This is a genomic window from Achromobacter sp. D10, from assembly GCF_035282245.1.
Taxonomy (GTDB): domain Bacteria; phylum Pseudomonadota; class Gammaproteobacteria; order Burkholderiales; family Burkholderiaceae_B; genus Achromobacter; species Achromobacter insolitus.
Window position 1 is genome coordinate 43386 of record NZ_JAYJLE010000002.1, and the last position, 24186, is coordinate 67571.

Consider the following 24186-nt stretch of genomic DNA (forward strand, 5'->3'; position numbering starts at 1 on the left):
TTAATGGAGACAAATACCATGACGCGTCCGTGGCTTGCCCATTATCCGCAGGGGGTTCCGGCGGAAATATCCACAGAGGGTTATGCCTCCCTGACTGACTTGCTGGACCGGGCCTGCAAGCAGTACGCATCACGCATCGCATGCACCGCCATGGGCAGCGACATCACCTACGCGCAACTCGACGCTCATGCGCAGGCTTTCGCCAATTGGCTGCAAAGCGTGGGCCTCGCCAAAGGCGAACGCGTAGCCTTGATGATGCCGAACGTGCCAGCCTATCTGGTCAGCATGCTGGGCACGCTGCGCGCGGGCCTGGTCGTGGTGAACGTCAATCCCCTCTACACCGCCGAAGAACTGCAGCGGCAATTGCTGGACAGCGGCGCGTCGGCCATCGTCATCCTGGAGAATTTCGCTCACACCCTGCAGCGCGTCACCGACCGCGGACAGCTCAAGCACATCGTCGTCACGGGGCCGGGCGATCTGCTCGGCGGCCTGAAGGCGCCGCTGGTCAACCTGGCCGCCCGCTATGTCAAGAAGATCGTTCCCGCGTGGCGGATTGATGGTGCCCGCATGCTGCCGGACGTGCTGAGCGACGGCGCGCGCCAGCGCTTCACGCCGCCTGCGCTGTCGATGGATGATGTGGCCGTGCTGCAGTACACGGGCGGCACGACCGGCGTGCCCAAGGGCGCGATGCTGTCCCATCGCAATCTCGTGGCCAACGTGCTGCAGACGGAAGCGGTGGCGCAGCCCGTCGTGCACGACCTTGCTGACCAGCAGCTCACCATCATCAGCGCGCTGCCGCTCTACCACGTGTTTGCCATGACCGTATGCGGGTTGTATGGCCTGCATGCCGGCATGCGCAACGTGCTCATCATCAACCCGCGCGACCAACCCTCGCTCATCAATGCGTGGCGCAAGGTGCCCATCAATGTGTTCCCCGGCGTCAATACGCTGTTTAACGCCTTGGCGCACAACGAGGACTTTGCGCGCCTGGATTTTTCCGGCCTTCGGCTGACGTTGGGCGGCGGCATGGCGGTCCAGCAGCAGGTCGCCGAACGCTGGCTCAAGATTACTGGCAGGCCGCTGATCGAAGGCTATGGCCTGTCGGAAACCTCGCCGGTGGCCACCGTAAATCCCACCAATGCGACCGCGTATTCCGGATCCATCGGGCTGCCCTTGCCTTCCACCGACGTGGCCATCCTCGATGACGAAGGCCGTGAAGTGCCACTGGGCGAGCGAGGCGAGGTCGCCATCCGCGGGCCGCAGGTCATGCTGGGCTATTGGCAGAAGCCCGAGGAAACCCGGCATTCCATGACCGCCGATGGATATTTCCGCACGGGCGACATCGGCATCATGGACGAGCAGGGCTATACGCGCATCGTCGACCGCAAGAAGGACATGATCGCGGTGTCGGGGTTCAAGGTCTACCCCAACGAAGTCGAGGCCGCCGTGGCGCAGCACCCCGGCGTGCTGGAATGCGCGGCCATCGGCGTGCCGGACGAGCATTCGGGCGAGGCGGTCAAGGTGTTCGTGGTGAGGCGGGATCCGACGCTGACCGAGGCGCAGATCCAGGACTGGTGCCGGGAAAAGCTCACCGGCTACAAACGGCCGCGTTACGTGGAGTTCCGCGACGAACTCCCCAAGAGCAATGTAGGCAAGATCTTGCGCCGGGAACTGCGTCCGGATGCCGTCGCGGGCACGCCCGGAAGCAAGGCGGCGTAGGAGGGCGTCAGTCCTTTTTGTCGAGGTGCGGGGCGATCATCTCGTGCAAGGCGCGTTCGATGAGCTTGTTGCCCGCCACGACGCGCCCGCCGATGGGCCAGGGGTCCTGCTGGTGCATGTCCGAACATGCGCCGCCCGCTTCGCGCAGGATCAGCGTGCCAGCGGCCACGTCCCACGGCGCGAGGCCCATTTCCCAATAGCCGTCATAGCGGCCGCAAGCCGTCCATGCCAGGTCCAGCGCGGCCGCGCCCATGCGGCGCACGCCGCGGGCCCGGTTGATCGCGTCGTGCAGCATGGGCATGTATTGCGCGGCGAATGAAAAGTCGCGGAACGGAAAGCCCGTGGCCAGGACTGCGTCTTCGATGGTTTGCGTGCGCGAGCACGTGATGCGGCGGCCATTGAGCCACGCGCCCAGGCCATGGACCGCGGTAAAGAGTTCTTCGCGGCTGGGGTCATAGACGACGCCCACCACGGGCGTGTCCTCGGCCAGCGTTTCGGTGGCCGACAGGGGAGTACCCGCGTGTGCGATCAGCGCGATCGACACCGCGTAATGCGGGATGTCGTGCAGGAAATTGGTAGTGCCGTCCAGCGGGTCGATGTACCAGGTGGCGTGGCCCTGGGGCTTGCCGCCGGTCTCTTCGGCGACGATGCCGAACTTGGGCGTGCGCGCCTGCAGCTCCTGGATAATGGCAGCCTCCGCTTCGCGATCGGCCTGGGATACGAGATCATTGCGCGCCTTGCGGTCGATCACGAGATCCGCGCGGTGATGCGCGTAGGATTGCAGTATGGCTGCGCCGGCATGGGCTGCCGTGACTGCCGCGTCGATGGCGGCGCACAGGTCGATGGGCGAGGTCTGCGAACGGGACTTATCGTAAGTATCCATGAAACCAGTGTAAGCCCATGTATGCGTCAAATCCGTGGCGGAACCCGGAAACCGCCCCGCCGCGTGGCGTCCATCCAACGCGGCCACGTCCGACTATCCACGCTGATTCCTATTCTCCGTCCTGCCTGTTGCCGCCGTCCCCATGTCCTTCACTTATGCTCCCCTGATCCCCGCCACGACGGAATTCGACGCCGACGGCCGGCTCTACAGTCCCGTCTATGGCGATGTCTACCACTCGCCGTCCGGCGCGCTGGGACAGGCGGAACACGTGTTCCTGCGCGGTAACGGCCTGCCCGAGCGCTGGCGCGGACGTGGGGCCTTTACGGTTTGCGAGACGGGGTTTGGCCTGGGATTGAACTTCCTGGCGCTCTGGAAAGCCTGGCGGGACGATCCCCAGCGTAGCGGCGCGCTGCATGTGGTATCCCTGGAAGGGCACCCCTTCGAACGAGAAGACCTGGCGGGGTTGCTGGCGCGTTACGCGCCCGAGCCCCTGGCTGAACTGGGGCGGCAGTTAGCGGCCCAATGGCCGGTTTTGTTACCTGGCCTGCATCGTCTGGAGTTCGAGGGCGGCGCCGTGACCTTGACCCTGGGTTTCGGCGACGCGCAGGTCCTGGCGTCCCGCCTGAGCGTCGCGGTCGACGCGTTCTTCCTGGACGGCTTCGCGCCCGAACGCAATCCCGAGATGTGGGCTTTGCCGCTGATGCGCAACCTGGCGAAGCTGGCGGCGCCAGGCGCCACGCTGGCCACCTGGGCCTGCACGGGCGAACTGCGCCAGACCTTGCGGGCGGCGGGTTTTGATGCCCGGCGCGCGCCGGGCTACGGGGGCAAATGGCATATGACGGTGGGGGCTGCCACCGCGCCGGGCCGCGCGGCCCCGGGCATTCCCGGCGGGGATGTTCGCCACGCGGTCGTGGTGGGGGCGGGGCTGGCCGGCGCGGGCATTGCCCAGGCGCTGGTCGCGCGCGGCTGGCGCGTGACGGTGATCGATGCAGGCCGGGCGCAGGACGCGCCGGCGCACGCAGGACATGCCGCGGCGGCGTTGACGCCCGTCGTGGCGCGCGATGACAACGCGCGGGCGCGCTTGTCGCGAGCCGGCAGCCAGCGCGCGCTGGCGCGTTGGCAAGGCCTGCCCGCGGGCGCGGCCCCTCGCGTTTGCGGCACTGTTCAGCTGGAGCGGGACGAGGGGCGGGCCACCGCGTTGGCGGGCACCCTGGAGACCCTGGCCTTTCCCGAACACTGGGTGCGCCAGGTCGACCGTGATGAAGCCAGCGCCTTGGCGGGTTTGCCGCTGGCGCGGGGCGGCGTGTATTTCGGGCAGGGCATGTTGCTGCGGCCGAACCTGCTGATAGAAACCTTGCTGGCGGCGGATGGCGTGACGATTCTGCCTGGCAAGGTGGCGAAGGTCGATCGGGCCGGTCCGGGCTGGCGCGTTTGCGACCAGGCCGGCGCCGAGCTGGCGCGTGCCGATACCGTCATCCTGGCCAATGCGTTCGGCGCCCGCGCCGTGCTGGCCGAAAGCGGCCTGCTGGATCTTTTGCCGCGCGTGGCACAGATGCATGCGCTCGCGGGAGAGGTGACGCTGGTGCCGGCGCAGGCGCTGGGCGGCGGCCCTCGCTGCATTGTCGGCGGCGAGGGCTACCTGCTGCCCGAAGTCGCCGCGGCATGCGTGGTGGGCAGCACCTATGTGCACGGCGCGGAACAGGCGCGGATAGGCGCCGAAGGCCAGCGTGTCACCCTGGACAAGGCGGCAGGCCTGCTGGGCGGCAGCTTTCCGGACTTCGATTCGCTGGAGCCCGGCAGTTTGCCGGGTTGGGCTGGCTGGCGGGCCGTGTTGCCGGGGCGCTTGCCGGCGGTGGGCGAAGTGCCGCAGGCGCCGGGCCTGTGGCTGGCCGTGGGTTATGCATCGCGGGGCCTGTCGTGGTCCGCGCTCATGGGTGACCTGATCGCAGCGCGCCTGAACGGCGAACCTCAACCCCTGGAAACGGACTTGGCGCAACTTATTGCACCACGATGAAAAAAGCAGGGAACGGGGGCCGGAGACTGGTCGCGGGTGGCGTAGAATGGCAGGAATTGCCAGGATTTGGCGCCAAATCGGGCCGAGTTGGCCGCGAACCTGGCTTTTTGGCGGTTAGAAGGCCTTCATGCCCCGAGGGCGTTGGCCGAAGGCTTTAGACCCCTTTTATGGATGAGATCGCAGTCCAAAAGAGGGACCGAGTTTATTTCAAAGCCCAAATCCGTCAAAATAGCGTCTTTTGATGGTTTTTGGCTTAAGCCGGGGGATGCTCTGTGCCGCCCAAGTTCGACTTTGCCCATACTACCCAGCTCGAAAACATCGAGCTGCTGACGTCCCGCCCCAGTCGCATCGATTTCGACGCGGGCGATGGGTTGCACCTGGTAGTCGAGGCGCATGCGCCGGGCGTCTTTCGCCTGCGCTGCGGCGAGGCTAATCACCTTAACGATGACAAGCCCGGCGCGCGTGCTCGCGCCGTGGCGGAGATGCTGCTCGCGCGCCAAGAGGCCGTGGGCGAGGCCACCATCGCTCCCGTGGAAGGCGGGGACGGCTGGCGGATCGCTCAGGGCGACGTCGTGCTGGAAGTCCAGTCCAACCCCGTGCGTATTGCGATCCATCGCAACGACGAGCGGGTGTTCGAGTCCGAGGTCTCCGCGCATACGCCCGCATTCGGGCATAACGCGCTGGGCCAGGCCGACGACGCCGTCTGGACGGCAGGATTCACGCTACAGCCCGACGAGCGCGTCTACGGCCTGGGCGAGACTCCGGGCGACCTGAACCGCCGCGAAGAATCCGTGGTTTCCGACGATCCCGAGCACCGCGCCCTGCCATTGGCATGGAGCCCGCGTGGCTGGGGCGTCTATGTCAACACGATGCGGCGTGTGGAGCATTCGGTGGGTGTGGCCCCCGCGGATTCCGCCTACGTGCTGACCGTGGACGACGCCGTGCTGGATATCTTCCTGTTCGCTGGCGAACCGGGTGAAATCCTCAATCAGTACACCGCTCTAACGGGCCGCGCCGGCCAGCCGTCGCTTTGGGCGATGGGCGCATGGCTGCAGCAGGCCCCGGGCGAAATGCCCACGCAGACCGTGGCCCTGGTGGCGCGCATGCGTGAAAACCAGATTCCGGTGGATGCCGTGACGCTGGCGCAGCCGGCGGCCTGGGGCTTTCAGTCGGACAAGACGGTTTTCGAATGGGATGCCCAACGCTACCCGGACGCCAAGCAGATGCTGGCGCTGTTCCATAAGCACCATGTGCACGTCGCCGCCTCGGGCTTCCCGGGCGTGCTGAAGACCAGCCCGCTGTTCGAAGAGCTCGAAGATCGTGGCTGGCTGCTGGCCAAGGACGACGGCTCGGCACAGGTGTTCGACGGCAATGCCGCCACCTCGGGCCAGCCCTACGGCCTGCTGGATCTGACCTACCGCGACATCTACAACCTGTGGGTGGAGCGTCATCGCCAACTGGTGGAAGACGGCCTGGATGCGCCCGCATGCGACGCCCAGATCGCCATTCCCGACGGCGTCACCGCCCGCAACGGCGAAACCGGCCCTGCGCTGCGCAGCATGTATCCGCTGCTGGTGCGCCGCGCGCTGTTCGACGCGGTCGCGGGCCTGAAGGTCCCGCCGGAAGGCGTGGTGCCGAGTTCCGACCTGTTCCCCGCCGCCCAGCGCTTGCCGTGGCAGGTGGGCCCGCAGGCCGAGAACACCTGGGAAGGTCTGCGCCACACACTGCGCACCGCCTTGTCGATCGGCGCCAGCGGTTTGCCCGTCCAAGTGCATGGCATAGGCTCAGCCACGCGCGATCGGGCTGGCATGACGCCCGAGCTTTACCTGCGCTGGCTGACCGCCGGCGTGTTCTCGTCGAACTTTGCCTTCCAGGGTGTGGACGGCCTGATGCCCTGGGACTTCGGTGAAGAAACCCTTGCGCACGCCAAGACCTGGATGCAGTGGCGCTACCGCCTGGTGCCCTACGTGCTGGGCGCCATCGAGGATTCGGCGCGCACCGGCCTGCCAGTGCAGCGTTCCATGGCCATGTCGTTCCCGAACGATCCCCATGCGCACGACTGGGACCTGCAGTACCTGCTGGGGCCGGCCTTGCTGGTGGCCCCCATCACTGAACCCGGCAAGCAGGTGCGCGTGTACCTGCCCAAGGGCGAAGCCTGGTGGGACCTGAACACGGGGCACCGCTACGAGGGCGGCACCACCTGGACCATCGACTGCGAACTGGGCCAGTTCCCGGTGTTTGGCCGCGAAGGGCACATGCTCTGTCTCGGACCGGCGGCGCAGCATACGGGCGAATTCAACTCGGCCCGCATCCTGGACGAGGTCTGGATGTTTGGCATGCCTGTGCATAATCCGGTCGTCATGCGCAACAAGATCCGCGTCATGCAGATGCAGGGTTCCAGCTACATCAAGGGGCTGGAAGGCTTGCGCATTTCTCCGTCCGAGGGCCTGGAAGTCAAGCGCCGCGGCGCGGAAGTCCGCATCTCGCGCGCACGCTGACGAACCGGCTGCGGCCGGTCGGCAAAAAAAATGGGCAGTCAGGAAGGCTTTCCTTCCTGACTGCCCTTTCCGCGTTATGACGTATCTCCCGATAGAGGGCGGCCATGCACGGGTTCGGGGTTTTATATTACTTGTAGTTATAAAAAATGAAAGAAACAGTCGTTCTCTGTAGAAGAGAAAAGATACAAAATCGCTTGCCATGATTCAGATCGAGAACCTATCCAAGACCTACGCCACGCCGCATGGACAATTCCAGGCGCTGCGGGGCATCAACCTGCACATCCAGCAGGGCGAGGTCTTCGGCATCATTGGCCCCAGCGGGGCCGGTAAAAGCACGCTGGTCCAGTGCATCAACCTGCTGGAACGGCCCAACGAAGGCTCGATCTCCATCGGCGGCCAGTCGCTGACCGGCCTGAACGAAGCGCAGCTGCGGGAACAACGCCGCCGCATCGGCATGGTGTTCCAGGGCTTCAACCTGCTGTCGCGCCGGACCGTTTACGGCAACGTCGCGCTGCCGCTGGAAATCGCCGGCGTCGCCAAGGCCGAGATCCCGGCCCGCGTGGAGCGCTTGCTGGCGCTGGTGGGCCTGGAGCATCTGCGAGACAGATATCCCAGCCAGATCAGTGGCGGCCAGAAGCAGCGCGTCGGCATTGCGCGCGCCCTGGCCAACAACCCGGACGTGCTGCTCAGCGACGAAGCCACGTCCGCGCTGGATCCTGAAACCACCCACAACATCCTGGCCTTGCTGCGAGACATCAACCGCAAGACCGGCGTGACCGTCGTCATGATCACGCACCAGATGGAAGTCGTGCGCGAAGTCTGCGACCGTGTTGCCGTGCTGTCGCAGGGCGAGGTGGTCGAAATGGGCAGTACGCGCGAAGTCTTCGCGCAGCCTCGCCACGAAGTGACCCGCGCCATGGTGTCGGCCGCCACCGCGTCCGACCTCACCGACGCCACGCTGGCCGCGGTCAAGGAACGCATCCAGGCGCTGGCAGCGGCTCAGCCGGGCCAGGCGGTGCGCCTGCTGCGCCTGTCGCTGACCGGCACCGACGCGTCGGGCTCGTTCCTGTCCGACCTGTATAAGCAGTATTCCCTGGATGTGGGCCTGATCCAGGCGCGCGTGGAAGACATCCAGGGCGTGGCCGTCGGCACGATGTTCGTGCTGGCGCAAGGCGCGCCCGCCGCGGTCAAGGACGCGATTGCCGCGTTGGCCGCCCGTGACATTACCGTTGAAGAAATAGCTCATGAGTCCGCAACTGATCGACCTGCTTATTACGTCGCTGCTTGACACCCTGCTGATGGTGGGCGTGGCCAGCGCCATCGCGGTGGTGATCGGCATTCCGCTGGGCGTGATCCTGACGGTGACGGCGCGCGGCAACATGCTCGAGAACCAGTCCGTCAACCACGTGCTGGGGGCGGTCATCAACGCCACGCGCTCGGTGCCGTTCGTCATTCTGATGGTGGCGATCATCCCCTTCACGCGCCTGGTGGCCCAGACCTCCATTGGAACCACGGCCGCCATCGTGCCCTTGTCGGTCGCTGCGATTCCCTTCATGGCGCGTATTGCAGAGAACGCCATGCGCGAGGTGGATCCGGGGCTGATTACCGCCGCGCGGGCCATGGGCGCGTCGCCGATGCAGATCATCATGAAGGTCCTGCTGCCTGAATCGTTGCCCGGCCTCATCGCCGCCACCGTCGTCACCGTCGTCAGCCTGATCGGCTATTCGGCCATGGCGGGCGCCATCGGTGGAGGCGGCCTGGGCGACCTGGCCATCCGTTACGGCTATCAGCGTTTCCAATCCGACGTGATGGCCGCCGTGGTCATCGTGCTGATCGTCCTGGTTCAGGTCATACAGAGCCTGGGCGACCGCTACGTGCGCCGCATCTCGCATCGTTGATCCTGCCGGCGCCGCTACATTTTCTCCTCACTTCCGACATTCGGGATATCGCAACATGAGCATCAAGGTTTTGAAGTCGCTGGCCGCGTTCGCACTCGGCGCCGCCGTATTCGCCCAACCGGCGCTGGCCCAGGACAAGCCGCTGAAGATCGGCGTGACCGCCGGCCCGCACGCCCAGATCTTTGATGTGGTGAAGCAGGAAGCGGCCAAGCAGGGCCTGAACATCCAGGTCATCGAGTTCACCGATTACGTCCAGCCCAACGTGGCGCTGTCCTCGGGCGACCTGGACGCCAACAGCTACCAGCACCAGCCCTACCTGGATAACGCCAATGCGGACCGCGGCTACAAGCTGGTCAGCATCGCCAAGACGGTGATCTTCCCCATCGGCATCTACAGCAAGAAGATCAAGTCGCTGTCGGAGCTGAAGGAAGGCGCTCGCATTGCGCTGCCCAATGATCCGACCAACGGCGGTCGCGCCTTGCTTTTGCTGCAAGCCAATGGCCTGATCAAGCTGCGTCCCGACGTCGGCTTGAAGGCGACCCCGATCGACGTGGTCGAGAACCCCAAGAAGCTGCGCTTCATCGAGCTGGACGCCGCCCAACTGCCACGCTCGCTGGATGACACCGATGCATCGGCCGTGAACACCAACTTTGCGCTGGAAGCGGGCCTGAACCCGGCCACGGATGCCATCGCCAAGGAATCGCCCGATTCGCCGTACGCCAACGTGCTGGTCGTGCGTGAAAAGGACAAGGATCGGCCCGAGTTCGCCAAGCTGATCAGCATCTATCACAGCCCGGCTGTGAAGCAGTTCATCGAGACGAAGTACAAGGGCGCCGTGGTGGCCGCCTGGTAAGTCCAGGACCGTCAGCCCGGAAAACGGCCGCTACAAGCGGCCGTTTTTGTTGCAGCCAAGCGCCGTTGCATGGGGCTGTTAGCATCTAATTTTGACAAACGGCGCCAAATCGGCCATAATTTCTGGCTTCGGTCGGGCTGATAGCTCAGTCGGTAGAGCAGCGGACTTTTAATCCGTTGGTCGCGAGTTCGAGTCTCGCTCAGCCCACCACCCCCCGCCTTTTTGCGAAGGCGGTAAGAGAATCAAGCACCTGCGAGTGATCGCGGTGCTTTTTTTTCGTCTGCGTTTTGTTGCTGCCCGTTGGCTGTGTTTCCTGCATTCACCGAGGCAGCACGGGGACGGGGGACGGGGAAATGGGAAAACGGAAAAACGGGACAGCGGGACAACGGGACAACGGGGCTACGAACAACGCGGCCGGAGCCTGTCATCTTGCCGGCCGGTCCTGCGCATCGAGATCAATGGCGAGCGATGTGGTGAACGTCAGGACAGGGTGCGGGCCGGCATGGCCGAGAGATCGTGCAGGCTCAGGCCGCAGCTGCGGGCGCGCTCGGACAGCGATTCGCTGTGTGCCAGCGCGCGCCTGCTTTCTTCCAGCAGCACGTCCAGCTGCTCTTGCAGGGTGGCCGCCATGAGCCAGGCGCGCTCGGCGAACAAGGCCGAGAAGTTGTCGGCGCAAGTCTTGCAGATGGCCGATCCGTTCTTTTCGAGCAGCGGGGCGCCTTGCGCAAGCGTCGATTGGCAAAAGATGCAGGCAAGTGCGCGGTTCATGCTGAGGCGGCCGGTCCTGGTGTGGGCGAGAGCGCGGACCCAGCAGGTATCCGCGCGATGACACCATAGACAACGGCGCGGGAGGCCAACTCTTAAGTCACGGGCCTTAGTCCACGACGAAGCCGCCAGGGCCGGACTGGCCCAACAGTTCTCGGGCGCATTGCGCGGCCTGGCCGACAGTGGCCACGGCCAGGAATGGCACGCCGAAAGCCCGGGTCATCTTTTCGCCGCGCTTGCGGATCTTGTCCAGCGCATCGGCGTTGCCCTCCACGGCGATGAACGCGCGGCAGCGCGCTTTCAGGCGCGGCATGTTGGCGGTCTGCCATTCGATCATTGCCTTGCGGTCGGCCTGGCCAGCTTCCTGCCGCATGTCGGGCACCACCATGACGAAGCTCTGGGGGTTGTCCACCAGCATCTCCATTTCGCGTATCCAACTGGCCGAATAGCCGTCGGGCGCGCCGCCATGCTTGGAGGTGACGATGGGAAACTGGGAAAGGTCGTGGAAGAAAAATTTTTCGGGGTTCATTCGAATTCTCCGTGAGGAAGGGCTGCTGCGGTTTTGCCGCAGCCGCAGTGGCCGTAAAGCACCAGGGTGTAGGAGTCCAGCAGGAAGCCGCTGCGCTTGGCGATCTTCCTGACCAGTTGACCCACGGCGGGATCGCTGGACTCCAGGATCCGTCCGCAATCGGTGCAGACCAGGTGGTCGTGGTGTCCTTTGTCATTGAGCTCGTACACCGTGGTGTGGGTGTCGAGCTGAGTACGTTTGAGCAAACCGGCGCCTTCAAGTTGCGTGATGACGCGGTAAACCGTGGCCAGGCCGATATTGCTGCTGTCCGAAAGCAGGTTGCGGTACACATCGGCCGGGCTCATGTGCAGGCCCGCGCGCTGATAGAAAAGATCCAGGATCTTCATGCGTGGGAAGGTGGCCTTGATGCCCGCATGGCGCAGCCTTGAGTGGTCCATTGGGGTTCTCCTTTTGGGGCTGATATCCAGGTGAGAATGATGTACATTTCCAACTGGATCCGCTCGCCGGAAACCGTCAACCTGTAGCTCAAACCTGCCAACCATGCTCCACGTGGCCGTTGCGCCCCCCCTGCCAGACGTATTGCTGACGCCGTTCAGCGTCCGGGGGCGGCGTGAATCCAAAGGCATTGCCGTGCCCTCTCATGTCCATGACGAGGGCATGCTGGTGCTGGTGCACGAGGGCCTGGTGGTGGTGCAGGCGGGCGTGCAGGTGTGGACGGTGATGCCTGGCAGCCTGGGCTGGATTCCACCGGGGGTGCAGCACGGCGCCCGCTGGTTCGGCGAGGCACGCGGCTCGTTCCTGTATGTGCGACGCGATGCCTGCGCCCGCCTGCCGGACCGTTGCCGGTCCTGGCCGGCATCCCGGTTGATCGAGGCCCTGATGGACCGCTTTACCTCGGTCCAACCGAACACGGTTTTGTCTCCTGCCTACCAGGAGCAACTGTTCGACGTGCTGCTGGAAGAGCTCAAGCAGCGCGAGCACGAACCCGTCCTGTTGCCCATGCCCGCCGATCCGCGCCTGCAGGATCTGGCCAATACGCTGCTGGATCGGCCCGAGGACACCGCCGGAATCGATGAATGGGCACAGCGCCTGAATATGTCTTCCCGCACGCTGATGCGCCGTTTCCGCCAGGAAACCGGCGTCACGCTGGGACAGTGGCGCCAGCAGGCTCGCTTGCTGCGCGCGCTGGAACTCCTGTGCCGCGGCGGCTCGGTCACGGAGGCCGGCCTGTCGGTCGGCTATGAGAGCACCAGCGCCTTCATCGGCAGCTTCCGCGCCGCGTTCGGCGTGACGCCCACCCGTTATCTGGCGGAACGCGAGTAGCGCGGCCCCTGCCGGGCTTTACGGATTTTCACGGTTCTCCGACAGTTTTGCCGATCTTCCAAGGCACCCCCTGCCTAGTATGACGCCAGGGTCGGACAGGCTATTTCGTCCTGCCCGCCATGCTTCAGGGGTGTTTCATGAATGATCAGTTTTATCTGGCGTTGGCGCCGGCCAGGAGCGCGCCGTGAGCCAGCAACGTGTGGGCGCGCTGCTCATCCACGGCTTGGGCGGCACCGAATTCGACATGGGCGCCTTGCACAAGGTGCTGGCGCGCGCCGGGGTCGAACCCCACGGCGTGACCTTGCCCGGCCATGCCGGTTGTCCGGAAGACCTGCTGGACGTGCGGGTCGAGGACTGGATGGCGGTGGTGACGCAACGCTATCGCGAACTATGCGCGCAGTATGACGTGTTGCACGTTATAGGCATGTGTCTGGGCGCCTTGCTGGCGGTCGAGGTCTGCAAGCGTGAATCGCATACGCGCGGCGCCTTGGTGTCGCTGGCCGCGCCGGTATTCCTGGATGGCTGGAGCATGCCCTGGTACCGGGTCGTGCGCTATCTAGCTTATCGCCTGCCTGGCGTGCGGCGGCATATTCGCGTGCGCGAGGAAGATCCTTATGGCGTGAAGAGCGAACTGGTTCGCGCGTTCATCAAGGCGGGCTTTGCCCGCGGCGACGGATTCCACTACCAGTGGGTGCCGTTGGCCTGCGTGCGCCAGGTCGATCGGTTGCGCGGCATGGTCCGGCGGGGGCTGGAGCGGATGCGTTGTCCTACCCTGATCATGCACGCGGAAGAAGACGAGCTGACCAGCCCGCGTTCGGCCCGCTATCTGGAGCAGCGCATTCCCCACGCGACGCTGGTGATGCTGCAGGACAGCTATCACATGATCTGCGTGGATCAGGAGCGCGAGCGCGTCATGCGCAACGTCCTGGGTTTTCTGGGCAAGGATCCAGATATCGTGCGGGTGCGCAAACGCGTGCAGGCGCCCGCCGCTGATGCCCGTTCCGCACCCGCAATGCTGGCGCACGCCGGCCATTCCTGCGCGGGCTGAAATCCTCGCGCTTCAGGCCGCGGCGGGTTGGTTGGGATGCAAGGGGCCTTGCGGATCGTTCTCGGCGTCCGGCCGGGGCGGGACCGGGGCCAGGCCCAGCGACACGCGCAAACGCTGGCAATCGGGATTGGGCGAGCCGTCCGGCATCCAGATATCGAATTCCCTGCAGGGCGTGGGACGGTTTTCGTAGATGGCGCAATGGATGCCTGGCTGGCCGAGCTCGCCTCGTAGCGAAATGCAGCGGCCGCCGCCTTTTTCCGTGCCTTTCATGCAGGCGCGCAGCGGACTAAGTTGTGTGACCAGTTCGACGGGCACGTGGCCGCCGTTTTCGCCGGCCAACTCTCCGCAATAGAACGACACCCTGAAATGCGCGCAGCATGCGCCGCAGTCCAGACAGGGGTTGGCGGCCGGGTCGTCTCCTGCCAGGACGGCGGGCGAGACGAATGAGACGAGAGAAGACTCTAACAGGGTCATGGAGCGCGAAAGGCTGGAAACCTGTCCAAGGCCCGGCAAACTCGCAAAACGGGCCGCGTCCACGCAGGCCCCCCGTACAGCGCCGGGACGCGCGCGGACACGGCCGGCGCGGGATCAGGGCTGCAAATATTAGCTGGATATGATCCGCGGCCGCCATGATTTTTTTGTCCGGCTACCGTCTTTTATCGGGGACGTTGCTGCGGTAGCATCGGTAGCCCGAATGTCGCCAGGAGCCTGCCTTGAACGCCAATTCCGAATCTTCCGACGGCCTGGTCCGCTGCGGCTGGGTGGACGCGTCCGCCGAATACATGGCCTACCACGACACCGAGTGGGGCTACCCGGAAGGCGATGACCGCGCGCTGTTCGAGCAACTGTGCCTTGAGGGATTCCAGTCGGGGTTGAGCTGGCGCACCATTTTGACCAAACGGGATGCGTTTCGCCGCGGCTTTGCCAATTTCGAGCCAGCCAAGGTGGCGCGCTTCGGGGAAAAAGACGTGCAGCGGCTGCTGGCGGATGCGGGCATCGTGCGCCATCGCGGCAAGATCGAGGCCGTGATCAACAATGCGGCCCGCGCGCTCGAAATGATCGAGCGCGAAGGTTCGCTGGGCGCCTATCTGTGGCGTTTCGAGGCCCCAGACGGCGCGCCATCGACGCGCGGCGCGTCCACCTCGGCGCAATCCGAAGCCCTTTCCAAGGCATTGAAGAAACTGGGTTGGAAGTTCGTCGGGCCGACCACCGTCTACGCTTTCATGCAGTCGGTGGGCATGGTGAACGATCACAGCCCCGACTGCCACTGCCACGCTGCCAGCGAAAAGGCCCGCAAGGCGTTCAAGCGGCCGGCGTAGCGGCCGCCGGCCCGGGCTTCAGGCGGTGGGCCGCTCGCCTGTGCTGGTGGATTCGGGCGTCTGGCCCGGCAGGCTGTACCGGCCTTCGCGATAGGCCCAGCTGGGCCATAGCGCATGCGCCAGCGCTTCGGCGGCCAGGTCCGGATCCAGCGGCGCGGGCGTGTATTCCTCGGGCGCCGTATAGCGGTATTGCAGCGGCGTCTTGTTGGGCGCCATCACCAGCAGCGAGTCTTCCTTCAGATAGCCATAGGTGCTGTCGTATTGCATGATCGCCCGGCCCGGCGTGCTGCGGGTGAGGTCATGGCCGATCATGGGATGTTCGGTGTCCACGCCGATCAGCGACAGCAGGGTCGGGGCCAGATCGATCTGGCTGATCAGGCGGTCGTCGCGCCGCGGCTCGATGCCAGCACCCAGGATCACGGCCGGAATATGGAAGTGGCGCACCGGCACCAGGCTGGCGCCGAAGACGCGCGAATCATGGTCCGCCGCCACCAGGAATACGGTGTTTTCCCAGTACGGCGAGGCCTTGGCACGTTCGAAGAACCGGCCCAGCGCCCAGTCGGCATAGCGCACGGTGTTCTCCACGGTGGCGGGGTTGCCGTCGGTCTGGATGCGGCCCGCCGGGTACTCCCAGGGCGAGTGATTGGATACGCTGAAGGCCAGCGTGAAGGTGGGCTGGTCGCCGTCTTCGCGCAGCAGCCGGTCCAACTGGTTGAACATGTCTTCGTCCGAAGCGCCCCAGGTGCCGACGAAGGCCGGGTCGACGAAGTCGGCGCGGTCCACGATCTGCTTGAAACCGTTGCCCAGGAAGAAGCCCTTCATATTGTCGAAGTGCGACTCACCGCCGTAGATGAAGCGTGAGTGGTATCCGTGGCGGCCCAGCAGGTCGGCCAGCGAGAAGAAACCGCGCTGCGAGCGCGGCAGCTTCAGCACCGCCTGGGCGGGAGTGGGCAGAAAGCCGGTGACCACCGCTTCCAGTCCGCGCACCGAGCGGGTGCCGGTGGCGTAGGCGCGGGTGAAGGTCCAGGCCTCGCGCGCCAGGGCATCCAGTTCCGGCGTGAGGTCCGCGCCGCCCAGGCCGGCGCAATATTGCGCGCCCAGGCTCTCTTCCAGGATGATCACCAGGTTGAGGGGCCGCGCAGTCTTGCGGGTGGCCAACTGGCGGTGCAGGCTTGGATAGTCGGGGTTGGAGGGCGGGTTGGGCAGGCCGGCCTGCGCCAGTACCAGCCCATGCATCTTGTCGTCGTCCATGCCGCCATAGACGGCAGAGGCGGACTTCTCGTTCTTCATGCTGTAGACGGCATAGAAGACGTTGTAGAGCGAATTCAGCGCCAGTGTGTTGAGCATGCCGTCCGAGCTGTACGCGACCGAGGACGGGTTGATCGGACGATGGCCCAGCGTGCCGCGGATGGCCAGGATGACGATGGCGAGGATCGCCAGGCTGGCCAGCGGCATCTGCCACCAGCTCAGCTGTGCATCGGGCTGGGTGTGGCCGAACAGGCCGTAGGCACCCCAGGCAATGAGCGCCACGACGGCCAGGCCTCCCACCAGCGCGCCCTTGTAGCCGCGCCAGAGCATGCCGGAGACTTCGCGGGGATGCTTCAGGTATTCGACGAACAGTCGGTTGGGGCGGGAGTCGTATTCCAGGATGAAGGGCGGCGTGGCTACTTCCAGGAATGCCAGCAGAACGAACGCGACCAGATACCAGTACCCGGCAAGCGTGGCCGCCAGCGGAATGTGGCCGAACAAGGGTGACAGCACGGCCGGCAATGCGGCCAGCACGGCGATCTGGTGCGCATCAATGCGCAGCCCGCCGAGCAGCAGGGGGACCAGCCCCCCGGCATCGCGCACACGCTTGGACTGCCAGGCGGCCAGCGCCAGGCGGCTGAGCGTCAGCAGCGCAAATGCCGCCACCACGAAAATCAAGGTCGAATGCCGCATCGGGCCTCCAGGTTGTTCTGCTTTCCGGCCCCGGGGCCGGTTATTGTCGTTCAGGCATTTGAGCTGCGCCGGCGCCAAAAATTCGTTGTGCGTCGGCGTTCGGGCCCCATTTCGCGGCCTGCACCCATTTCGCTTTGTAACCGGCCGCTGCGGGGCCGGGCACGCGCCATGCTGCGCAATCCCCGGGCGACACGTGCCGCGCGGCATCGCGAGGGATGCAGAGCCTGGAAAAATCCGCACACATTATGGGGCCGGCAAGTCCGGCCAGGGCCGCGGGCCGCGATACCCTTGGAGGTAACGGAAGCCGGCAGCGGTACGCCGGCCGCAATGCCAAGGATAATAACCATGACGCGCTCAAGAAAAATAGCGATCGGGATTGTAGGGGGAGCGGCGCTCCTCGTGGCGATACTGGTAGTGGTGATCGCCACCTTTGACTGGAATCGCGCCAAACCCTTCATAAACGAGCGAGCCAGCGCCGCCATCGGGCGTCCTTTCGCCATCAATGGGGACCTTAGCGTCAAATGGACGCGCGAGCCCGACGAGGGCGGTTGGCGCGCCTGGGTGCCATGGCCGCACGTCATCGCCAACGATATCTCGGTGGGCAATGCGCCATGGGCCAAGGCGCCCCAGTTCGCCACGCTCAAACGTGGGGAATTCAGCCTGGCCCCCTTGCCCTTGCTGCGTCAACGCGTCGTCATCCGCCGCATCCAGCTGACCGAGCCCGCAGCCAACCTTGAGCGGCTGGCCGACGGCCGGGCCAATTGGGAGGTCACCCTGCCCGAAACCGGCGAACCTTCTCCCTGGGTGCTGGATATCAACGAGATCGGCTTCGACAAGGGCCGTGTGGGGCTGGTCGATGAAGTTCTCAAGGCGGACCTGAACGTGCAGGTGGATCCGCTGGGCAAGCCGGTGCCATTCGCCGACGTGGCCGGCGCAGCCTTCGCGGCAGAGGAGGGCGGCGCGGCGCCCTCGCCGCGCGACTACGTTTTTGGCTGGAAGGTGGAAGGCAAGTACAAGGGCCTGGCCACCAAGGGAGAAGGCAAGGTCGGCGGCATGCTGGCCTTGCAGGACGCCAAACAGCCCTTTCCGGTGCAGGCCGACGTGGCAATAGGCGGCACCAAGGCGTCGATTACGGGCACCCTGACCGATCCCGTCAACCTGGGCGCGCTGGACCTGCGGTTGAAATTGGCGGGTGCGTCGATGGCGCAGCTGTATCCGCTGACTGGCGTCACATTGCCAGACACGCCGCCGTATTCCACTGACGGCCATCTGGTTGCCAAGCTGCGCAATCCCGGGGGCGCGGTGTTCGAGTACAAGGACTTCAACGGCAAGGTGGGCAACAGCGATCTGCATGGCGACATCACCTTCGCATTGGGCCAGCCCAGGCCCAAGCTGACGGGCAAGCTTTCTTCGCGGCAGCTGCGGATGGTGGACCTGGGGCCGCTGATCGGCGTGCCGTCGGGCAAGGTTGCGGGCGCCGAAACCGACAAGGCTAAGGACGCGCCGGCCAAGCCCAAGGGCGGCAAGGTGCTGCCCACGCAGGCATTCCGCACCGACCGCTGGCGCGACATGGACGCGGACGTCGCCCTGGATGCGGGCCGCATCGTGCACGACAGCAAACTGCCGTTATCGGACCTGTCCGTGCACCTGGTGTTGCAGGACGGCAAGCTGACTCTCGAACCTCTGCGCTTCGGAATGGCAGGCGGCACCATCAATTCCACGATACGGCTGGATGGCTCCAGCGCGACCCTGACCGGGCGTGTCGACATCAGTGCGCGCCGCCTGCGGCTCAAGCAGCTTTTTCCCGCTACCCCCGCCATGCAGAAGACGCTGGGTGAACTGAATGGCGATATGGCGGTGAGCGGCACGGGCAACTCGGTCGCGGCATTGCTGGGCACGGCCACCGGCGACGTGAAGATGCTGGTCAACGACGGAGTGATCAGCCGCAGCCTGATGGAGATCGCGGGGCTCAATGTCGGCAATTACGTGGTGTCCAAGCTGTTCGGCGACGATGAGGTGAAGATCAATTGCGGCGCGGCCGACCTCGAAATGAAGAACGGGGTCATGACGCCGCGGGTGTTCGTATTCGATACCGAGAACGCGCTGATCAGCATTACCGGCACGGCCGATTTCAAGAACGAGACGGTGGACATGGACATCACCCCCAGCAGCAAGGGCTTCCGGATATTCTCGCTGCGCTCGCCGTTGTATGTGCGGGGCACTTTCGGCTCGCCGGACGTAGGTGTGCATGTGCTGCCCCTGGCGGCGCGCGGCGCCGGCATGGTGGCGTTGGGCGTGCTGCTGACGCCGGCTGCCGGTCTGCTGGCGCTGGTCGCGCCAAGCACCACCGAAGAGAACGCTTGCGGCCCCTTGCTTGAACAGATGCGCAAGCCGCCCAAGGCGCCTGCGCCGGCCAAAGGCAAGTAGGGGACTCAGCCCGTAGACGCCATGCGCGAGCCGGCCCGGGTGTTGTCGTCCGCGACGCAGACCGTGTTGCGGCCGTGGTTCTTGGCGTAGTAAAGCGCCTGGTCGGCGCGTTGCAGGGCCGCGTCCATCGTTGCGCCATGTTCCGGATAGGCGGCCACGCCAGCCGAAATGGTAAGAGGCCCGGCCACGGCGGCGGGCTCGCTGGCCATGCGCAGGCGCAACCTCTCCACCAGGCTGATCGCAGCCTCCAGCGGCGCGCCGGGCAGCAGCATGACGAACTCTTCGCCGCCGGCGCGTGCCAGCGTATCGCCGCTGCGCGAGCCCTCGCTCATCAATTTCGCCAAGGCCTGCAGCGCGCGGTCGCCCGCCGCGTGGCCGTAGCGGTCGTTGACGGTCTTGAAATGGTCGATATCGATCGCCACTATCGCCACCGGCTGCTCTTCTGCCTGCAGCAGCGCGGCCGCTTCGTCCAGGCCCCGCCGATTCAAAAGACCCGTCAACGTGTCCGTGGTGGTTTCGCGGCGCAGGTCGCGGATCTTGTGATGGATGGAGGCCAGCCCCATCAACAGTGCGCGCTTGAGTTCCGCGGCTTCGAAATACCATGAACGCACATGACGAATACGGTCGGCAGAGTCCGGGTTCTGCATATGCTTGGCGATGCCGGCCAGCTCGCCCAGCGGACGCGCGATCCAGCGCGACAGCAGCCAGATGGACGCCACTGAAAGCAGCAGCAGCGGCAGGGTATGGCGGGCCGTGGCCAGCAACAGATTGCTCAAGGGCTGCAAGGTGGCGTCCACTGGGCGCTGCGCAATGATGCTCCACCCCATGCTGGGCACAGGCGCGTAACCGGCGAGCATTTCGCGGCCCTGTTCATCGGCGAAATGCATCTCGCCGGTTTCGCCGCGCAGTGCGGAGGCGAAGGCGCTGCGGTCGGGGACGGTGCGGCCCAGGCGGCTGCGGTCGGGGTGGTAGATCAGCGTGCCATTGCGATCCACCACGTACAGCGAGGACTCGCCCAGATAGAAGTGCTGGCCCAGCAGGTGGTCCAGCGCATTGTGCTCGTGCAGGTAGAGCGTGCCGCCAAGAAACCCGAGATAGCGGTCGTCCTTCGAGAAAATGGGATACGTGTACAGAATCATCCAGCGCTCGTTGCGGCCCATGAACGGAGGGCTGACCGTCGGTCGCTGACTGGCCAGTGCATCCCTGGCGGCCTCGCTGCGCAGCTGCTGGCCCAGCAGGTCATGGTTCGTGGTCGACGTTGCCAGCACCTTGCCTTGTGGCGACACCACGAAGGTGGAGTTGAAGTGGCCGAACTGCCGCCTCTGCCGCAGTGTCTCTCCCTCCATGTGTTCGGGGTGGGCTTCCATGTCGGCCAGCATTTCGGCGCTGTACGAGAGATAGCGCCGCAGATCGATCAGGAAAACATCGGTCGCGAATGCGACCTTGGAGGCATAGGCGCGATTCAGTTCCAGCGCGTTGCGCAGCAGCAGATCGCGCTGCACCAGGTAGCTGGCATGCAGGCTGCCCGCCAGGGCGAGGATGACCGAAAAGAGGCTGATCCACAGGATGAGACGCCGCAGATCGATACGGAACATGACGCGATCCGTCAGGCCCGGGCCCGGCCCGGCGGCAAGCCAGAGGGAGGCGCGCTCCCGGTCAGCGCATCCCAGGCGCACATCGCTTGCTTGGCCACGGACTGCAAAGTCTTGCGGGTGGCGCCGTCGCGCGCCTGGATCGACATGCCGTGCAGCACGGTGGTGTAGAACGCGGCCAGGCTCTTGAGGTCCGTGCCGGCGGGCAGTTCGCCGTTGGATGCGCCGGCCTGCAGGCGGGCCAGGATGCGGCTTTGCATTTCGCGCCGGTTGTCACCCAGGAAGTCGCCTACGCCGGCCGGGTTCACGCAGCCTGCCGGCGCGCCCAGCACGATCAGGCAACCAGGCGGTGTGCCGCTGGCGGTGAAGCGTTCGGCGGAGGTGAGCAGCATGGATTGGACGCCTTCGCGGGCGGTGGGCGCTTCCTGAAGCGCGCGCCGCGCCGAGCCGCCCTCGGTTTCGCGGTAAAGCTCCACGGCTTCGCGGAATAGTCCTTCCTTTGAGCCGAATGCGCCATACAGGCTGGGCGAATTGATGCCCATCGCCGCCGTGAGGTCGGTCAGCGATGCTCCGTCATATCCCTTCGACCAGAAGACGTCCATGGCCTTGCGCAAGGCCTGGGCCCGGTCGAAGTTCCTGGGGCGCCCACGTTCTGCCATGCGCATGATTTTACTCGCCGGCGATTTTTGTGGTGATCGATAAAAAAATTATTGACGAGCGAGGTTGCGGCAGGCGAATATATTTGTACTGATCACTACAAATATGGGTTTATCCATGCGAAATCTGACTGGAAAAGTGGCCTTCGTGACTGGCGGCAGCCGGGGCATTGGCGCCGCCATCGTGCGGCGTTTGGCGACCGACGGCGCCGATGTGGCCTTTACATATGTGAGCCCCGCGTCGGCGGCGACCGCGCAGGCGCTGGCGGCGGAACTGTCCGTGGATGGCCGCCGCGCGCGCGCCATCCAGGCGGACGCCGCGGACGCGGCCGCAGTCCGCGCCGCGGTCGAGCAGGCCATTGGCGAACTAGGCCCGATAGACGTGCTGGTGAACAATGCCGGCATTTTCCTCACCGGCGCGATCGGCGAGACCAGCCTCGACGACTATGAGCGCACCATGGACGTCAATGTGCGCGCGCCCTTTGTCGCCATCCAGGCGGCCCAGGCCTCCATGCCGGATGGCGGCCGCATCATCAACATCGGCAGTTGCCTGGCCGGCCGCGCGGGCCGTGCCGGCGTGGCGCTGTATGCCGCCAGCAAGTCCGCGCTTGTCGGCCTGACCCAGGGCTTGGCGCGCGACCTCGGAAGCCGCGGCATCACGGCCAACGTGGTCCACCCCGGCCCGATCGACACCGACATGAACCCTGCCGACGGCGCGCACGCTGCGGACCTCGTGGCCGTGCTGTCGTTGCCACACTATGGCGAAACCAGCGACATCGCCGGCACGGTGGCATTCCTGGCTGGTCCGGAAGGGCGCTACATCACCGGCGCGAGCCTGTCGGTGGACGGCGGTTACGCCGCCTGACGCTACACGGTGCGAGCCTGCCGCAAAGTTTTTTCGGGGCGGCTTGCACAAACCAAAAAAGCTGCATATAATCTTGCTTCTTCGCACTACACACATAACGAAACGCACCGGCAGCGGACTAAAAAACGCCCCATAAAGCGAATCGAAACTGAGTGAAGTTGCAGGGCTGTTAGCTCAGTTGGTAGAGCAGCGGACTCTTAATCCGTAGGTCGAGTGTTCGAGCCACTCACAGCCCACCAGAATTTCCAAGGCCGTTGGCGATAGTAATCGCTAACGGCCTTTTGCTTTCTAAGCGCTATGTAAACGTTCAGGCAATTCTGGCAATGCGGCTTCGTACCCGGGGAGGCCTATAATTTCGGTTTGCATGCGATGGCGGCCAGAGTTAACGTTCGTATCTAATTGTTGATGCGTGATGCACAGGCAATCGCCTCTGCTCGGGTGTGGCGTCGCTTAGTAGTGTGTGGCAAGGAGTGAGGAATTGGCGTCTGACTTGGCAATCAAGCCTGATTACGGATTTGGCGAGGTGCCGGACTCCCTAGAGTTGGGTGCACACGAGAAATGGAGCGAAGTGCTAGCTAATGTCAGGAGAGAGTACCTTGACGAAAGCCAGCATTACCCCTGGATCATTGGATTTTCCGGTGGAAAAGACAGCACGCTAGTCGTACATGCCGTGCTGGAGGCGCTTATGAGCATTCCTCCATCTAGGCGTACAAGGACTGTGCACGTGGTGTCAAACGACACCCTAGTCGAGAGCCCGGTAGTAGTCGCGCATTTAGATGCGGTTAGCGCGCGCATATCATCGACCACGGAAAATTTGGGCTTGCCCGTGCATGTCGCCCGAACTACTCCGCCGATTGATAAATCGTTCTGGGTGCTCTTGATTGGGAAAGGTTACCCAAGTCCCAATCAGAGTATGCGCTGGTGCACTGATCGTTTGAAAATTCAGCCTACCAGTGAATATATAAAAAAGTATGTGTCTGAGTCTGGGGCCGCTATCGTGGTTCTTGGGGTCCGTCAGGGAGAGAGCGATAGCCGTGATCAATCAATATCGCGGCATCGAAATCTACGTGCTTCAAATTTGTCTCCTCACAGCTCTTTGCAGGGCGCATTAATCTATCGCCCGATCCTGAAGCTTAATACGGATGATGTCTGGGAAATATTAGGCTCCGAGTCCCCCCCGTGGGGCGGGAGTCATGGAGATTTGTTTCAGCTCTATCGTGATGGTGAAGGCGGCGAATGCCCTGTCGTACTCAGTAAAGACGAGGCCCCCGGATGCGGTACACCTAATAGTCGATTCGGTTGCTGGACATGTACAGTAGTTGAAAAAGATAAAAGTCTTCAAGGATTTATCGATGTAGGCAATCATCAGTTTCAGCCGCTGGTGGAGATGCGTGACTGGCTGAAGGCAATACGTAACGAGCCAGGATTTAGACAGGGGTATCGTCGTAACGGACGTCTAGCGTTTGACCTTACGGGCAAGCACATTCCTGGGCCCTTTACTATTCAAGCCAGGAAGATAATTCTGGATCGCTTGCTCTCGGTGCAGGATCAATACGGTGAGCGGCTCATAAGCGAAGCTGAACTTGATCTTATTTATCAACATTGGACAACTGACTTACAACAGGAGAAGGGGCTTGCAGATGGCTGACGAACTTATAGAGAACGGCTATTTGAACGACCTTCCTTTATGGTCTGATGAGGATGCTAGGACGATTCTCGAAAGTATTTGCGAGAAACATTCCGTGCCAGTAGATGTGTTGGCTGAGCTGGTGACTGTCCAGAGGGAAAGGCAGCATCAGGAACGCGCACATGGAATCATGAAGCGATTTGAAGAAATTCTGGCCCTCATTGACTAA

21 protein-coding genes and 2 tRNA genes are annotated in these 24186 nt (G+C 64.2%); 15 read left to right on the plus strand and 8 right to left on the minus strand.

What is annotated here, in order from left to right; genetic code table 11:
* Positions 1-18: 18 nt before the first annotated feature.
* Positions 19-1719, plus strand: a complete 1701-nt coding sequence (locus tag VCS63_RS07035; protein ID WP_063960633.1) for an AMP-binding protein — start codon at positions 19-21, stop codon at positions 1717-1719.
* A gap of 7 nt (positions 1720-1726) precedes the next feature.
* On the opposite strand, the gene VCS63_RS07040 is transcribed toward VCS63_RS07035, so the two are convergent.
* Positions 1727-2602, minus strand: a complete 876-nt coding sequence (locus VCS63_RS07040) for an inositol monophosphatase family protein (protein ID WP_042797553.1) — start codon at positions 2600-2602, stop codon at positions 1727-1729.
* A 142-nt stretch (positions 2603-2744) separates the two neighbouring features.
* On the opposite strand from VCS63_RS07040, the gene mnmD reads away from it, so the two are divergent.
* The 6 genes from mnmD to VCS63_RS07070 all read left to right on the plus strand — a co-directional run bounded on the left by mnmD (position 2745) and on the right by VCS63_RS07070 (position 10075).
* Positions 2745-4616, plus strand: coding sequence for a tRNA (5-methylaminomethyl-2-thiouridine)(34)-methyltransferase MnmD (gene mnmD / locus VCS63_RS07045; RefSeq protein WP_323879088.1), 1872 nt, complete (start codon positions 2745-2747; stop codon positions 4614-4616).
* 272 nt (positions 4617-4888) lie between these two features.
* Entirely contained in the window at positions 4889-7114 is a 2226-nt protein-coding gene (locus VCS63_RS07050) for a glycoside hydrolase family 31 protein (protein ID WP_063642280.1), read from the plus strand.
* A 199-nt stretch (positions 7115-7313) separates the two neighbouring features.
* Positions 7314-8402 carry a methionine ABC transporter ATP-binding protein gene (locus tag VCS63_RS07055; RefSeq protein ID WP_063642279.1) on the plus strand — a complete coding sequence of 363 codons (1089 nt, stop codon included), beginning with the start codon at positions 7314-7316 and terminating at the stop codon, positions 8400-8402.
* Complete coding sequence (locus VCS63_RS07060; RefSeq protein ID WP_042796433.1) at positions 8359-9012, plus strand: methionine ABC transporter permease; 654 nt, start codon at positions 8359-8361, stop codon at positions 9010-9012. The genes VCS63_RS07055 and VCS63_RS07060 overlap by 44 nt, the downstream gene beginning before the upstream one ends.
* A 55-nt stretch (positions 9013-9067) precedes the next feature.
* Positions 9068-9865 (plus strand): MetQ/NlpA family ABC transporter substrate-binding protein, encoded by a 798-nt coding sequence (locus VCS63_RS07065; RefSeq protein ID WP_042796434.1) that lies wholly within the window; start codon positions 9068-9070, stop codon positions 9863-9865.
* Positions 9866-9999: 134 nt separating this feature from the next.
* Positions 10000-10075, plus strand: a tRNA-Lys gene (locus VCS63_RS07070).
* Positions 10076-10345: 270 nt separating this feature from the next.
* Here VCS63_RS07070 and VCS63_RS07075 read toward each other — a convergent pair.
* From VCS63_RS07075 to VCS63_RS07085, 3 genes are all read right to left on the minus strand, one after another.
* A complete protein-coding gene (locus VCS63_RS07075) occupies positions 10346-10633 on the minus strand; it encodes a hypothetical protein (RefSeq protein WP_042796435.1) in 288 nt (95 codons plus the stop codon).
* A 106-nt stretch (positions 10634-10739) separates the two neighbouring features.
* A complete protein-coding gene (locus tag VCS63_RS07080) occupies positions 10740-11159 on the minus strand; it encodes a hypothetical protein (RefSeq protein WP_042796436.1) in 420 nt (139 codons plus the stop codon).
* Entirely contained in the window at positions 11156-11596 is a 441-nt protein-coding gene (locus tag VCS63_RS07085; protein WP_323879091.1) for a transcriptional repressor, read from the minus strand. The genes VCS63_RS07080 and VCS63_RS07085 overlap by 4 nt, the downstream gene beginning before the upstream one ends.
* 103 nt (positions 11597-11699) lie before the next feature.
* Here VCS63_RS07085 and VCS63_RS07090 point away from each other — a divergent pair, with 103 nt between their 5' ends.
* Both VCS63_RS07090 and VCS63_RS07095 read left to right on the plus strand, forming a co-directional pair.
* A complete protein-coding gene (locus VCS63_RS07090) occupies positions 11700-12482 on the plus strand; it encodes a helix-turn-helix domain-containing protein (RefSeq protein WP_104653998.1) in 783 nt (260 codons plus the stop codon).
* Between the two features lie 184 nt (positions 12483-12666).
* Complete coding sequence (locus VCS63_RS07095; protein WP_323879094.1) at positions 12667-13530, plus strand: alpha/beta hydrolase; 864 nt, start codon at positions 12667-12669, stop codon at positions 13528-13530.
* Positions 13531-13542: 12 nt separating this feature from the next.
* Here the strand turns inward: VCS63_RS07095 and VCS63_RS07100 are convergent, their stop codons facing one another.
* Positions 13543-14004 (minus strand): YkgJ family cysteine cluster protein, encoded by a 462-nt coding sequence (locus tag VCS63_RS07100; RefSeq protein WP_042796439.1) that lies wholly within the window; start codon positions 14002-14004, stop codon positions 13543-13545.
* Between the two features lie 239 nt (positions 14005-14243).
* Here VCS63_RS07100 and VCS63_RS07105 point away from each other — a divergent pair, with 239 nt between their 5' ends.
* The gene (locus VCS63_RS07105) at positions 14244-14849 is read left to right on the plus strand and encodes a DNA-3-methyladenine glycosylase I (RefSeq protein ID WP_308022321.1); all 606 of its coding nucleotides are present in this window, start codon (positions 14244-14246) and stop codon (positions 14847-14849) included.
* An 18-nt stretch (positions 14850-14867) separates the two neighbouring features.
* Here VCS63_RS07105 and VCS63_RS07110 read toward each other — a convergent pair whose 3' ends face one another.
* Positions 14868-16790 (minus strand): LTA synthase family protein, encoded by a 1923-nt coding sequence (locus VCS63_RS07110; RefSeq protein ID WP_042796441.1) that lies wholly within the window; start codon positions 16788-16790, stop codon positions 14868-14870.
* A gap of 345 nt (positions 16791-17135) precedes the next feature.
* On the opposite strand from VCS63_RS07110, the gene VCS63_RS07115 reads away from it, so the two are divergent.
* The gene (locus VCS63_RS07115; RefSeq protein ID WP_323879096.1) at positions 17136-19217 is read left to right on the plus strand and encodes an AsmA family protein; all 2082 of its coding nucleotides are present in this window, start codon (positions 17136-17138) and stop codon (positions 19215-19217) included.
* Positions 19218-19222: 5 nt separating this feature from the next.
* Here the strand turns inward: VCS63_RS07115 and VCS63_RS07120 are convergent, their stop codons facing one another.
* Both VCS63_RS07120 and VCS63_RS07125 read right to left on the minus strand, forming a co-directional pair.
* Positions 19223-20812 carry a sensor domain-containing diguanylate cyclase gene (locus tag VCS63_RS07120; RefSeq protein WP_323879099.1) on the minus strand — a complete coding sequence of 530 codons (1590 nt, stop codon included), beginning with the start codon at positions 20810-20812 and terminating at the stop codon, positions 19223-19225.
* An 11-nt stretch (positions 20813-20823) separates the two neighbouring features.
* Positions 20824-21468 carry a TetR/AcrR family transcriptional regulator gene (locus tag VCS63_RS07125; protein ID WP_042797556.1) on the minus strand — a complete coding sequence of 215 codons (645 nt, stop codon included), beginning with the start codon at positions 21466-21468 and terminating at the stop codon, positions 20824-20826.
* Between the two features lie 115 nt (positions 21469-21583).
* On the opposite strand from VCS63_RS07125, the gene VCS63_RS07130 reads away from it, so the two are divergent.
* The 4 genes from VCS63_RS07130 to VCS63_RS07145 all read left to right on the plus strand — a co-directional run bounded on the left by VCS63_RS07130 (position 21584) and on the right by VCS63_RS07145 (position 24186).
* Positions 21584-22330: an SDR family oxidoreductase gene (locus VCS63_RS07130; protein WP_323879102.1), complete on the plus strand. Its 747-nt coding sequence runs from the start codon at positions 21584-21586 to the stop codon at positions 22328-22330.
* 163 nt (positions 22331-22493) lie between these two features.
* Positions 22494-22569, plus strand: a tRNA-Lys gene (locus VCS63_RS07135).
* A 251-nt stretch (positions 22570-22820) separates the two neighbouring features.
* A complete protein-coding gene (dndC, locus tag VCS63_RS07140; protein ID WP_323879105.1) occupies positions 22821-23978 on the plus strand; it encodes a DNA phosphorothioation system sulfurtransferase DndC in 1158 nt (385 codons plus the stop codon).
* Entirely contained in the window at positions 23971-24186 is a 216-nt protein-coding gene (locus VCS63_RS07145) for a DNA modification system-associated small protein (RefSeq protein WP_323879107.1), read from the plus strand. The genes dndC and VCS63_RS07145 overlap by 8 nt, the downstream gene beginning before the upstream one ends.

Bases quoted from the DNA above. Each gene is read 5' to 3' on its own strand.
- VCS63_RS07130 (WP_323879102.1), top strand. From the start codon at position 21,584: ATGCGAAATCTGACTGGAAAAGTGGCCTTCGTGACTGGCGGCAGCCGG.
- VCS63_RS07145 (WP_323879107.1), top strand. From the start codon at position 23,971: ATGGCTGACGAACTTATAGAGAACGGCTATTTGAACGACCTTCCTTTA.
- VCS63_RS07035 (WP_063960633.1), top strand. From the start codon at position 19: ATGACGCGTCCGTGGCTTGCCCATTATCCGCAGGGGGTTCCGGCGGAA.
- VCS63_RS07055 (WP_063642279.1), top strand. From the start codon at position 7,314: ATGATTCAGATCGAGAACCTATCCAAGACCTACGCCACGCCGCATGGA.
- VCS63_RS07085 (WP_323879091.1), bottom strand. From the start codon at position 11,596: ATGGACCACTCAAGGCTGCGCCATGCGGGCATCAAGGCCACCTTCCCA.
- VCS63_RS07075 (WP_042796435.1), bottom strand. From the start codon at position 10,633: ATGAACCGCGCACTTGCCTGCATCTTTTGCCAATCGACGCTTGCGCAA.
- VCS63_RS07060 (WP_042796433.1), top strand. From the start codon at position 8,359: ATGAGTCCGCAACTGATCGACCTGCTTATTACGTCGCTGCTTGACACC.
- VCS63_RS07100 (WP_042796439.1), bottom strand. From the start codon at position 14,004: ATGACCCTGTTAGAGTCTTCTCTCGTCTCATTCGTCTCGCCCGCCGTC.
- VCS63_RS07040 (WP_042797553.1), bottom strand. From the start codon at position 2,602: ATGGATACTTACGATAAGTCCCGTTCGCAGACCTCGCCCATCGACCTG.
- VCS63_RS07110 (WP_042796441.1), bottom strand. From the start codon at position 16,790: ATGCGGCATTCGACCTTGATTTTCGTGGTGGCGGCATTTGCGCTGCTG.
- mnmD (WP_323879088.1), top strand. From the start codon at position 2,745: ATGTCCTTCACTTATGCTCCCCTGATCCCCGCCACGACGGAATTCGAC.
- VCS63_RS07115 (WP_323879096.1), top strand. From the start codon at position 17,136: ATGACGCGCTCAAGAAAAATAGCGATCGGGATTGTAGGGGGAGCGGCG.
- VCS63_RS07125 (WP_042797556.1), bottom strand. From the start codon at position 21,468: ATGGCAGAACGTGGGCGCCCCAGGAACTTCGACCGGGCCCAGGCCTTG.
- VCS63_RS07065 (WP_042796434.1), top strand. From the start codon at position 9,068: ATGAGCATCAAGGTTTTGAAGTCGCTGGCCGCGTTCGCACTCGGCGCC.
- VCS63_RS07080 (WP_042796436.1), bottom strand. From the start codon at position 11,159: ATGAACCCCGAAAAATTTTTCTTCCACGACCTTTCCCAGTTTCCCATC.
- VCS63_RS07090 (WP_104653998.1), top strand. From the start codon at position 11,700: ATGCTCCACGTGGCCGTTGCGCCCCCCCTGCCAGACGTATTGCTGACG.
- VCS63_RS07120 (WP_323879099.1), bottom strand. From the start codon at position 20,812: ATGTTCCGTATCGATCTGCGGCGTCTCATCCTGTGGATCAGCCTCTTT.